This is a genomic window from Dyella sp. 01L423, from assembly GCF_056399945.1.
On record NZ_JBFTSI010000002.1, the window covers coordinates 998,825 to 1,010,920 of the forward strand.

The window sequence follows — 12,096 nt, forward strand, 5'->3', positions numbered from 1 at the left end:
ATGACAGTGCCTTTGCCCCATCCCCGAGGAACGACATGAACGGCTCAAGGCCCGCCCCCAAGTCCCGCCGTGCCGGCGCGCTCATCGCGCTTGCCTCGTTGATCGGCATGACTTCCATGCATGCACTGGCCCAGCAGGATGTGGCGCGCTTCCACAATGCGCCCGCCTCCACGGACAACACGCCCAACCCCTACGCCGGCAAGGCGGACGCAACCAACGACGGCAAGACGCTGTACGGCTCGTATTGCGCCGCGTGCCATGGCGCAGCTGCCCAAGGCAACGGCAACGTACCGCCGCTGGCAAGCGCGACGGTGAAGAAGGCTCCGCCGGGTGCCGTGTTCTGGTTCATCACGCACGGCGACGTATCCAACGGCATGCCTGCGTGGGACTCGCTGAGCGAAGAGCAGCGCTGGAAGATCGTGACGTACCTGGATTCGCTGGAACCCGGCAAGGCCGCCGCCGGTGCGCCCAAGGCAGTCGCCTCGATGACGCCCGGCAACTGGCCCGCGCCGACGCCGCCATTCACGGATTTCCGTTACGAATCGCCGGGCACCAGCCGCAAGATCACCGCGGCCGACTTGCCCAAGCCGTACGCCACCAAGTCGGCCGGCAATGCGCCACAACTCGTGGAACGTCCGGCCGATGTATGGCCCAAGGCGCCTCCGGGCTTCAAGGTGGAGCTGTTCGCCACCGGCCTGGACAATCCGCGCCTGCTGCGCACTGCGCCCAATGGCGACGTGTTCGTAGCCGAGACCGGGGCGGGCCGCATTACCATGTTCCGCGGCATCGCCGCCGATGGCCATCCGAAGGAAACGCACGTCTACGCCACTGGCCTTAACGAACCGTTCGGCATCACGTTTTATCCAGCCGTCCATCCGCAATGGATCTACGTGGGCAACACGGATGCCGTCGTGCGCTTCGCATACAGGGACGGCGATGTGCAGGCATCGGGCAAACCCGAGCACATCGCCGATTTGCCGCACAGCGATGGCGGTCACTCCACGCGCGATATCGCCTTCTCGCCGGATGGCGCGCGCATGTATGTTTCGGTCGGCTCGAAATCCAACGTGGACGATACGGACACCACGCCGGAAGAGAAGAACCGTGCGGACATCCTCGTGTTCAAGCCCGATGGTTCGGGCATGCATATCTTCGCCAGTGGCATCCGCAACGCGGTGGGGCTCGCGGTCGATCCCAAGAGCGGCGAGTTGTGGTGCTCGGTGAACGAGCGCGACGGCCTGGGCGACAACCTGGTGCCCGACTACATCACCCACGTGCAGGAAGGCGGCTTCTACGGCTGGCCGTGGTGGTACATCGGCAACCATCAGGACCCGCGCCACGCCGGCAAGCACCCGGAACTGGCCAGCAAGGCCATCGTGCCCGACGTGCTGCTCAATCCGCACAACGCCTCGCTGCAACTCACCTTCTATGACGGCGCTCAGTTCCCCGAAGCGTATCGCGGCGACATCTTCGCGGCGGAGCATGGCTCATGGAACCGCTCAGCGCGCGTCGGTTACGAAGTGATCCGCGTGCCACGCCACGGCACTGCACGTGCCAGCGGCGACCACGAGGACTTCCTCACCGGTTTCGTGTTGCCCAGCGGCCAGGCATGGGGCCGCCCTGTCGGCATCACCACGGCCGGCGACGGCTCGCTGCTGGTCAGCGACGATGGGTCCAATGTGATCTGGCGGGTGAGTTACGGCGCGAAGTGAGTCGTCATTTGCGGTCATGGGCATACGCACGGCGGCTCGAAGAGACCCATCAATCGAGGTCCGCAGTTGGGTCGAAAGCAGGCGTCAAAACCACCAGCCACAGCGAAAAATGATCGGCATCGGCACCGATAGCCGCCAATAGAGGCACGGCCAAGGCGTTGCAAACAGTAACCCACGGTTGCCTGCGTGTTGGAATCCGGGCCAGGCGCAGCACGCACGGCCCGAGACCAAGTGCGGCACAGCGCACAACAGCCGTCCAGCTGTCTTGCTGAAACAGGACCCCGCGTGGCTGAATGGCCGGGTCTACAGGGGTTTCGCCATGATTTTGCGCAGCATCGCTACGCGGCTGTCTCTCTGGGTGCTGGCCGGCTCCGTGTTGGTACTGGCGATTGCCGGTGGCGTACTGTTCTACCGAGTGAGCGAGCAAATCCTGGAGAAGGCTCATGGCGAAGCAACCGCGCTCGCCAATGAAGCTGGCAACCGGATCGAACAGCGCCTGGCTCGCGTGGCCGATACGGCTCAGACCCTGGCCGTCGTGGTGGGCACGCATCCGGACGGCGCGGGGACCACGCTGCGCGGCGCTCTCGCGCGTAATGCCGACCTTTCCGGCCTGGCTGCGGCTTTCGTGCCCGCCCCTGACAATCCACCCGTTTCGCCCTTTATTAATCGCGAGGACGACGGCTCGCTGGGTTGGCGCGACCTGCGCAAGGACAACAACCCGTACTGGGACACGAACTGGTTTCTGGCGGGCCTGAGCTGCACGCAAGGATGCTGGCAACGCCATTTCTACTCGCAGTCGCGCAAGCGCGAAATGATCAACTACTCCGTCGCGATCAGCACGGGTGGCCATCCAACTGGCCTGATCAATGCGGACGTCTCGCTGGATTGGCTGAGCCGCATCCTGAAAGAGCTCGGCAAACCCATCGGTGCTTATGCCTTCGTATTGGACGAAAGCGGTGCGTATCTAGCACACGACAACCCCGCCCTGGTCGGCAAGCGGGGCCAGGACAACTTGCTGCAGGCGCTGGCCAGTCGCGAGGCCAGCCGCGTGCGGTTGGCCGTCGCGCAGAACCCGCAGGCTCAAGGCAAGCCGGTGTGGATTTACTTCGTGCCCATCGAAGGCACCCACTGGCGCTTCGGCCTCGCCATACCGGAGACCAAGATCTACGCCGGCGTGCGGCAGGCGTTCGTTCAAGCGCTTTTGCTGGGACTGCTCGCCCTGCTCGCACTGGCCGTGGTCACGCTGGCGGTGACGCGACGCATCCTGACCCCGTTGGGCACGCTGGCCTCGCGCGCCGAGCAGGTGGCGCGCGGCGCACTGGCTTTCGAATTGCCCCCTCCCCGCTTTCCCGATGAAGTCGGCCGCCTCACCCAGGCCTTCGACCGCATGCGCACGGAGCTGGCGCTGCACATCGCCGAGCTGACCCGCAACGCGAAGGAACAGCAGCGCCTGGCCAGCGAACTGGACATCGCCCACCAGATTCAGACGGCGCTGTTGCCGGGCGAGCACTACCTCGACGCGCACTGCGAGAACTTCGAGCTGCACGCGCTGCTTCGGCCCGCCCGCGCCGTGGGCGGCGATCTCTACAGCTACTTCATGCTCAACGAACGGCGCTTCTGCGTGATGGTAGGCGACGTCTCCGACAAGGGGATTCCCGCGGCACTGTTCATGGCGCGCACCATCACGCTCGCCAAGGCGCTGGCACCGCGAGCGCGATCGCCGCAGCATCTGCTGTCGATGCTCAACGTCGAACTCTGCCGCAATAACGACAGCTGCATGTTCGTGAGCCTGCTGTGCGGCATGCTCGATACGGCGACCGGCGAACTGGTGATGGCAAGCGCAGGGCACGAGCCGCCGGTGCTCTGCGACGCAGACGGCGTATGCCTGGTTGAGTTGGACACCGGTGCCGCGCTCGGACTTGACGATGAGGCCCGCTATCCCCCGCGGACGCTGCGGCTGCGGCCCGGCCAGACGCTGCTGCTTTACACGGATGGCATCACCGAGGCGACCGACACCGAGCAGCAGTTGTTCGGCACCGAACGCATGCTGGCATGCCTGGGGCGGTCCCCGTCGGGCTCCGCTTCCGATCTCGCTGCCGGCCTGCTGGCCGAGGTCGACCGCTTCGCGGAAGGCGCGGGGCAAGCCGACGACATCACCGTCCTCGCCCTGAACTGGCATCATGCCCTTGCCGACGGGAACGCACTCATGCTCGACCTGACCATCCATGCGTCGATGGACGATGTGTTTGACACGCTCGATCGCTGCGACGCCTCGCTGCGCGATCAAGGCGTGTCGCCCGCCGTGCGGGACGACGTCCGCCTGGTGCTGGAGGAACTCATGGTCAACATGGTGCAGCACGGTCACGCAGGCGGTGCAGACCGCAAGATAGAACTGCACATGCGTCTGGGCGACGACGCCGTCATGATCGATCTGCACCATGATGGACATCCCTTCGATCCACTGCAGGTGCCCATGCCTGCGCTCACCGGCGATCTGGCCGACGCCGACGAGGTCGGTGGCCTGGGCATCCACCTGGTGCGCGCCATGGCCAGTGAACTGAGCTACAGCCATGACGAACATGGCAACCACTTGCAACTACGCTTCCTCCATCCCGCACGACCGGAGCCAGACCATGACGTTTAGCCTGAACGTTGAACACGAGTCGCCCAAGCGAACGATCTTCCATCTCCATGGCCGGCTCGACGCCCAGACCTTCAATGACTTTGATCTCGCCATGCTGGACGTGCTCCCGCGCATTCCCGAGGAAAGCACCGTAGTGCTGGATCTTTCCGCGCTCGACTACATCAGCAGCGCCGGCCTGCGCAGCATCGCCAAGATCCGTCGAACCATGCGCGCACGCAACGGACACACGCTCCTGCTCAACCCCCAGCCCCAGGTACGCAAGGTATTTGACATTGTCAAAGCGGTGCCGGTGAACGAGGTGTTCGCCAACGCCCAGGAGCTCGATGAGTATCTCGATCGCATGCAGCGCAAGATCACCGGCGACGAACCGGCCGGCAACCTCTGAACCGTCGGGATGAGATGGCGTACTGCTCTGCGGCCGCACCAATCCACGGACGAGATCGACCATCAACTTGCCGGATTCTCGACTCCCGCGAGCATGGCACCCAGCATCGACCGAGACGTAATACCGGCCTTCGAAAAAATGCGATGCAAGTGATATCCAACCGTGCGGTGCGACAGGTACAGCCTGGTACCTATTTCCTTGTTCGAAAGCCCTTCGGCGGCGAGCTGCGCGATGTGAAGCTCCTGCGGGGTCAGCGTTTCCCAGATGCGTTCGGTTCGCTGGCGGCTGGATTCGCCCGAAGCGCGCAGCTCCTCGCGCGCACGATCGCTCCAGGGTGAGGCGCCGAGCGCATCGAAGATTTCGCGCGCCTCACGCAACGGAGCCCTCGCGTTGGCGGACCTGCGCTGGCGCCGCAACCATCCGCCATAAGCCAGAAGAAGACGTCCTCGCAGGAACGGCCAATGTTTTGCGGCCGGTCCAAGGCCTTGCAGATACCAGTGCTCGGCGTCTTCGGGCGCAGCGAGCAATGCCTTGCCGTAGCACAGCATGGTCTGGACCCATGGCATGGGCGTCGGCGCTGCGGCGCGCTCGATCTGATCGATGACACGACGGCCCGATTCGGGGCTGCCGGAGAAAACGGCAGCTTCCACGAAATACGCCAGCGCGAAAGACTCCAGCCCTGAATTGAAGGCTGGGTCGGCGGGCGCAAAGACGCGCTGCAGTTGCTCATAGGCCAACCAATGCTGGCCCGCACCGATGGCAGACGCGCCTCGCGCGATCTGCAACATCGCGCGCAGAAAGCCGGCGCCCGCCGGTAGCAGAAGGCGCTCCGCCTGCGCGGCGAACGCCTCGGATTCGTCCAGGTTGCCCTGCATGCCCACCAGCATGGCTTTCAGGATGGTGGCCGCCGCCATCCACAAGGTTTCACCGGTCTCCTCAGCGAGGCGCGCGGATTCTTCGGCCTCTCGCATCGCGCCCACCCAATTGCCGATTTCCATTTCGGCCCATCCGCGCGTAAAGAGCACGCGGGCGAGTTCGCCCAGCCGCCCCTGCGCACGCAGCGTGGCACTGAATTCGGCGAGCAGGCTCACATTGAAATCGAACGCGCCAATGATGTTGGCGGTGGTTGCGAGGATTCGTGCGATCGAAGGATCGCTGTGATCGATCGGTGAAAGCTGTTGCAGCGCACTGAGCACGCGCCGGCTGCACCGAAGCGGTTCCACATAGGCGGAGATGGCGATCATGCGCGGGTCGCCGTCTGGCAAACCCAACCGGTTTGCCGCAACCAGAACGCTCGCACGGAGCTCTTCGCTCGCACTGCTCCACCAGCAGCGTTGCGCGGCGCGCCAGAGAAGATTGATGGCTAGGTCCTTGGCGCCGGCGGCATTGGCCTGCGCAGCGAAGCCAACCAGTGCCGCAACTTTCGCGGGGTCATACACCGCCGGGGGTTTGCTGATCTCTCGGCACCAATCGATACGCACCGTCGCGAGCTTGTCCGACTCGTCCACGTCGACCTGGCGCAGCAGGCGATCCAGCACTTCCGGTTGATCCAGATCGGCAGCAAGTTCGGCAGCCCGCAAGAGCCTATGGTTTCTGGCTTCTGCGGCCGTGCTTAGCCGTGCCGCGTTCTCAAGTACCTCGATAGCCATCGCAACGGCGCCACGTCGCACGGCACGCTCCGCCATGTGATCGTGCTGGTCGGCGAGCTCGTCATCCGGGCCGATGATGGCAGCCGCGCGATGCCACAGTTGACGATCCAGCTGACCGCGAATGGTCGCCGCGAGTGCGGCGTGAATCCGTTGGCGTGTGGCCAGGCCGGCTACCTGATGGAGCGCGGAACGAACGAGTGGATGCCGAAAGCGCACCTCCGTTCTATCAACCTCGATCAGCTTGGCGGCGATTGCCGGCGCCAGGGCATTCACGCCCACGCGTTCACCCAGCACCATGTTGCCGGCCCGTAGAACTTCCTCGAGCGAGGTTTCATCGTTTTCCGCCGCCACGAACAACAGCGTGCGGACCGTATCGGGAAGATCGGACAGGCGTGATGAGAAGGTGCGCTCCAGGCGCTCCGTCAAGGGAAGCCACGCCGTGTCGCAAGTATCGGTCGTGCGATCGGCGTGAGGCAGCTCCAGCAGGCCCAAAGGGTTTCCGGCAGCCTCCATGAGGAATCGGCTGCGCAGCTCGGGCGCAAGACCTGGCGCGTGGGCGTCCAGCAACAGCTCCGCGTCGGCATCGTTGAGCGCCGAAAGCCTCAGTCGCAAGGTGTCGGAGTCGCCGAATGGGCGATCAAAGCCATCGAGTATGGCAACCAGGAGAATGATGGAGTCCGAACTGAGCCGGCGCGAGATGAAAGACAGGACGTCATACGTTTCCTGATCCAGCCACTGGACGTCGTCTGCAACAAACAGGATGGGGGCGCATGTGGCGCTTTCGCTCAGCACAAACAACGTCGCTAGCGCCACCAGGAAAAGGTCGGGTGCCCTGCCGTCATCTTGCATGCCGAATGCGGACAACAATGCCGATTGCTGGTGAGGCACCAGGCTTGCAATCTGCTTGCCGAATGGACGTAGCGCTTGTTCAAGCGCAGCGTAAGGCAAATGGACTTCGGCGAGAACGCCGGTCATGTTCAGTACGGTGAAATTGCGCTGGCTTGCGCGGTGCTTGGCTATGTCGAGCAGCGCGGATTTCCCGATACCGGCCTCGCCGCTGATAACTAGCGCCGCTCCGCCTTGATCGATCCGATCGAACAGATGGTCGATGAGGGCGATGTCCTCGTGTCGACCATGCAGGGCTAGCGATGCAGATCGGGCGGCGCTCGTGCACTTTCCGTGCCCTTCAGGGCGGGTATTTCTTGTGCTTTTGCTCATCCCACAACCGGCGCAGGCGCGCTACTAAAACAATGTCGAACATCACTTGGCCGGCGAACTTTAAAGGCCGCCAAGTTAGCAGAATGCATTCGTATGTCTGATGTTGGGTCTTGCACATGCGTGAGCTTGGATGTTGCCGGGCAACGGCCGCTCGGGTAAGTCGCCGCGACCAGGCTAGGTGCGCGTCTGTGGCATCCGCTCGATCATTGACCCTAACCCTGTCGATACGCTTACAGGGAAGAATTGCTTTTGTCCGCTAGCTCCAGGCTTCACTGTGCAGACGGGGCGGGTCCCCGCTTTATTGCTCGAAGTGGCGGTTTTTCCGATGGCAAAGCTGACAATGCTCGCAGCGATCGTGCTGCGTGAAACGCGATTAAAGATCGCAGCAGACAGTATTTAAATTACATCACTCATGTATACGGATGGCCGGTGATCTATGCCGGCAGTGTCGGCCGCCAAGCGCGGCGATTGCTCTGCGCACTCGCCGGCATGGGCCTCTGCAAAGGCTGGACTAATGGAGTGAAGTCCCATGGAAGCAGATTCGTTTCGATACGCCTTCGCTTTTGTGCAGCCGTGTTTTGAAGGTTCTTGCGATCAACCTGTATTTGCGTGCGTTCATGGTTCAGTGCGATCAGGCCACTCGTTGATCGATCCTCACGCTGAGCAAGCTGCTCTCTCTGCGTAGAGATTGCGCTGCACATCCACCGCCTCCTTGCCTGCCGGTGGCCTACATGCGGCAACCTTTTCAGAATACAGCTGGCAGTTCGCCTGCCCGTGCCCAGTCATCAGACTGGTCAAATGACAGAAGCGCCGCCCACTGCTCCCCCACTAGCTTCTCTCCGTCCAATTCTTGGATGGAGAACGACCATGAAGCGCGTCTATTCCATCGCAACACGAGCCGTGGGAGCAGTCCTCATGATACAAGCCGTTTTTGCAGAGCCCGATGCCTCAACCGATCCCCGGATCGATCCCCAAGTGCGCGCCTTCCTGCGCGAAATCAACAAAGACTCCAATCCATTCTGGGAGCTTCCCCAGCCCAGGCCGCAAGAGATTCTGACGGGCCTGCAGAACAAGACGCTCGTCGACATGTCGGGCGTAAGGGTCACCGAGCAGACCATCACTCAGGACCATCAGACGGTGAAGGTCTACATCATGAAGCCTGAGCAGGTGACCGGTACACCGGGCGTGCTGCTGTTTATTCATGGTGGTGTGTGGATCGTCGGAAACTTCCAGAACCATCAGCGACTGTTGCGCGATCTGGTGGTTGGCTCCGGCCAGATCGGCGTGTTTGTGGAGTACACCGCCCTGCCGGAGGCTCGCTTCCCCACGCAGCTCGATCAATCCTATGCCGTACTCAAATGGGTCGCGGCCCACGCGAATGAGTTCGGCGCCGATGGCAGCCGCATCGCAGTGGCTGGCAACTCGGTGGGCGGCAACATGTCCGCAGCGCTGGCGCTCATGGCAAAGGATCGCAATGGCCCCAAGATCAGCTATCAGGTGCTGATGATCCCGGCCACCGACGCCGGCATGGCTACCGCCTCCTACCGTGAATTCGGCACAGGGCGTTTTCTGGCCCGCGCCTTCATGAAATACGGTTGGGATCTGTACGTACCCGACAGCAAGACCCGCGACAACCCCTATGTGTCCCCGCTGCGCGCCAGCCTGCGTGAGTTGAGTGGGCTTCCGCCCGCGCTGGTTATCACCGCGGAAAACGATCCGCTGCGCGACGAAGGCGAAGCCTACGCCCGCAAGCTCAAAGAGGCCGGCGTCCCGGTGATCGCCACGCGCTACAACGGGATGATCCACGACTTCGTGCTGCTGAACGGCATCCAGGCCGCTGAAGAGCCGCAGGCCGCGATCCGTCAGATGTCCGCCGAGATCAAAGCCCATTTGGCACAGTGATTCAAAGGAATGAAGCAGAAGGCGGCGCGTGGGTGCCGCCTTCTTGCCATGGCCCGGGTCTGCGCCTTGTGCAATGTCCAGATCGACGCCCCCATGTCGGATATCAAGACTGCACCGCCGGCCGGCAGGCAAACGCAGGTATCAGAAAGTCCATGAATGCCCGTTCCGATGGAAAGCAAGCTGCCGAAGCCAGGGATAGACTGCTTCTCGAACGCGTCGCCCATGGCGATCGAAACGCGTTGGCGACGCTCTACTACAGCTACCGCGAGAGGCTATGTGACTTCCTTTACCACCTGACCCGACACCCTGAAATCATTCATGAGGTCATCAACGAATGTTTTCGGGTCGTCGGGCAAGAGGCAGCGAACTTTCGACAGGCATCACTCGTATCCACCTGGATTTTTGGCATCGCCTATTGCGTAGGAAGCAAGACGCTGGGCCAGCGTGGTCGCGAACCCCGCGATGGAGATAACGCCACCCCAGATCCAATCCCTTCGAGCGCACCGGATGGCATCGAGTTGCGTGATTGGATCACTAACGGCCTGGCCCGCCTTAGTCAACGGGTCGATCTGCGTGATACGCCTGAACACCATCGCCATGTTCGTGTCTTCCTTGGCCACGTGGTCGAAGCCTGCCACCACCAGCATCTTTGCCGACGGGTCATTCTTGTAGATATTCGCCAGGTTGCTCGCCTCGCCGGCATCCCTGGCTCGGTCATCCCCGGCGTCAAACACGTCGTAAGCGACGAGATGGAAGCCCAGTGAGATCGCCTCGCGGATGAGCGCGGCATACACGGGATCGTGCGAATAGATGCCCGTTGCCACGTTGTCCAATGCATACCCTCGTTGGCAGAGGTCGCGGTCGACGAGGCCGATGCAGCCATGCGCCACCGGCGCATCGGCACGATTAAGCGTTTCCAGGGCGAGGTATTGGAAACCCTCCGCGCGCAGCTTGGGGAGAAGTTGGAGTGGAAGCAGCCGCGTAATCGGCGCTCCGTGGTTCTCGTTGATGAATACGGCGCGGCGACCCTTTGCCATGGCCGCGATGGACGTTGCCGCATCCGCGAACTGGGGCACGCCGTGCTCCTTCGACAACGATGCAATGGCCGCAGCCTGTGAGAACAAGGGATAGGTCTGTGCCGCCTTGTCATAGCGCCCGGCGAATGTGTAGAACGTGGCGACGAGCTGCTTGAGCGCCAGGGCACGCCCCTTGTCGCTCGTATGGGCCAGCAGCTCGTTGCCGACTTCTATGGCCTGGGCCAGGTCAACGCCCCTGGTGAAGGCCTGTGTAGCCTCGTGATTGAATCTCACGGTTTCCGGGTCGTTACCGGCGATGTAGGAGATATCACCACACCAGGAGGCATTGGCTAGCAAGAGACCAACCAAGGCCAGCAACCATTGGAACCGCAACCTTCCGCCTGCGCTCATGCATACCTCTGTGCAAACCACCCACTGAATTGTGCCCGTACTCTGCAGGTCTAATCTCCGCCATGGGTCGGAAGCGGATGACCTTCGTGACCAGGGCGCCATGGATGGCCGCCCAAAGAAAAGGCCGGCGTAGCCGACCCTTTCCCCGTTCAATACCAAGAAGTCATTACTTCTTCGGCGGCGCTTCCTTCAGACCGCGATTGAGCAGCATCGGCTCGATGCTCGGGTCCTTGCCGCGCCAGTTCTTGTACATGGTGGCCAGGTCCTGCGTGTTGCCCTGCGAGAGGATCATCGCGCGGAAGCGGTCACCGTTCTCGCGAGTCAGGCCACCCTTGTCGACAAAGCCCTGGAAGGCGTCGTCGGCCAGCATTTCAGTCCACAGGTAGGCGTAGTAACCGGCGGCATAGCCGTTGCCCCAGATGTGCTGGAAATAGCTGGAGCGGTAGCGCGGCGGCACGTAGCTCAGGTTGATCTTGGCCTTGGCGAGCGCGTCCATCTCGAACTTGTCCGGGTCCTGCTTGGGCGCATCGGCGCTCAGGCTGTGCCAGCTCATGTCGAGCAGCGCGGCACCGAGCAGTTCGGTCATGTCGTAGCCCTTGTTGAAGGTCTTGGCCTTCTTGAGCTTCTCGACCAGTTCCTGCGGCATCGGCTCCTTGGTCTGATAGTTCTTCGCATAGTTGGCGAAGATCTTCGGATCGGTGGCCCAATGCTCGTTGAACTGCGACGGGAATTCCACGAAGTCGCGCGCCGTCGCCGAACCCGAAAGACTCGGATACTCGGAATTGGCGAACATGCCATGCAGGCCGTGGCCGAACTCGTGGAACATGGTGATCACGTCGTCGAACGACAGCAATGCCGGCTGGCCCGGTGCGGGCTTGGTGAAGTTGGCGACGTTGAACACCACCGGCTTGGTGCCCATCAGCTTGGATTGCGCCACCAGGTTGCTCATCCAGGCGCCACCCTGCTTGTTGTCGCGCTTGAAGTAGTCGCAGTAGAACAGCGCCATCGACGTGCCGTCCTTGTCGAACACTTCGAACACGCGCACGTCAGGCTGCCAGACGGGGATGTCCTTGCGCTCCTTGAAGGTCAGGCCGTAGAGCTGGTTGGCGGCGTAGAACACGCCATTTTGCAGCACGTTGTCCAGCTCGAAGTACGGCTT

General features: G+C 62.4%; 7 protein-coding genes. 4 read left to right on the plus strand and 3 right to left on the minus strand.

From position 1 onward, the window contains the following. Window positions 1-35 precede the first annotated feature (35 nt). The 3 genes from AC1DMY_RS11015 (at window position 36) to AC1DMY_RS11025 (ending at window position 4,741) form a co-directional block, all read left to right on the plus strand. Window positions 36-1,712, plus strand: a complete 1,677-nt coding sequence (locus AC1DMY_RS11015; RefSeq protein WP_477164990.1) for a PQQ-dependent sugar dehydrogenase — start codon at window positions 36-38, stop codon at window positions 1,710-1,712. 319 nt (window positions 1,713-2,031) lie between these two features. After that, on the plus strand, window positions 2,032-4,356 hold the full coding sequence (locus AC1DMY_RS11020; protein ID WP_477164991.1) for a SpoIIE family protein phosphatase: 2,325 nt from the start codon (window positions 2,032-2,034) through the stop codon (window positions 4,354-4,356). Further along, window positions 4,346-4,741 (plus strand): STAS domain-containing protein, encoded by a 396-nt coding sequence (locus AC1DMY_RS11025; RefSeq protein ID WP_477164992.1) that lies wholly within the window; start codon window positions 4,346-4,348, stop codon window positions 4,739-4,741. The genes AC1DMY_RS11020 and AC1DMY_RS11025 overlap by 11 nt, the downstream gene beginning before the upstream one ends. A gap of 62 nt (window positions 4,742-4,803) precedes the next feature. Here the strand turns inward: AC1DMY_RS11025 and AC1DMY_RS11030 are convergent, their stop codons facing one another. Further along, window positions 4,804-7,608, minus strand: coding sequence for a helix-turn-helix transcriptional regulator (locus AC1DMY_RS11030; protein ID WP_477164993.1), 2,805 nt, complete (start codon window positions 7,606-7,608; stop codon window positions 4,804-4,806). An 867-nt stretch (window positions 7,609-8,475) separates the two neighbouring features. Here AC1DMY_RS11030 and AC1DMY_RS11035 point away from each other — a divergent pair. Continuing rightward, entirely contained in the window at window positions 8,476-9,510 is a 1,035-nt protein-coding gene (locus tag AC1DMY_RS11035; protein WP_477164994.1) for an alpha/beta hydrolase, read from the plus strand. A gap of 380 nt (window positions 9,511-9,890) precedes the next feature. Here the strand turns inward: AC1DMY_RS11035 and AC1DMY_RS11040 are convergent, their stop codons facing one another. Both AC1DMY_RS11040 and AC1DMY_RS11045 read right to left on the minus strand, forming a co-directional pair. Further along, window positions 9,891-10,937 (minus strand): hypothetical protein, encoded by a 1,047-nt coding sequence (locus tag AC1DMY_RS11040; protein ID WP_477164995.1) that lies wholly within the window; start codon window positions 10,935-10,937, stop codon window positions 9,891-9,893. Between the two features lie 166 nt (window positions 10,938-11,103). Continuing rightward, window positions 11,104-12,096, minus strand: a 993-nt coding sequence (locus AC1DMY_RS11045) for a M3 family metallopeptidase (protein ID WP_477164996.1), incomplete at its 5' end; no start/stop codon positions are given.

Coding starts and splice junctions, on each gene's coding strand:
- AC1DMY_RS11015 (WP_477164990.1), top strand. CDS start 36: ATGAACGGCTCAAGGCCCGCCCCCAAGTCCCGCCGTGCCGGCGCGCTC.
- AC1DMY_RS11020 (WP_477164991.1), top strand. CDS start 2,032: ATGATTTTGCGCAGCATCGCTACGCGGCTGTCTCTCTGGGTGCTGGCC.
- AC1DMY_RS11025 (WP_477164992.1), top strand. CDS start 4,346: ATGACGTTTAGCCTGAACGTTGAACACGAGTCGCCCAAGCGAACGATC.
- AC1DMY_RS11030 (WP_477164993.1), bottom strand. CDS start 7,608: ATGAGCAAAAGCACAAGAAATACCCGCCCTGAAGGGCACGGAAAGTGC.
- AC1DMY_RS11035 (WP_477164994.1), top strand. CDS start 8,476: ATGAAGCGCGTCTATTCCATCGCAACACGAGCCGTGGGAGCAGTCCTC.
- AC1DMY_RS11040 (WP_477164995.1), bottom strand. CDS start 10,937: ATGAGCGCAGGCGGAAGGTTGCGGTTCCAATGGTTGCTGGCCTTGGTT.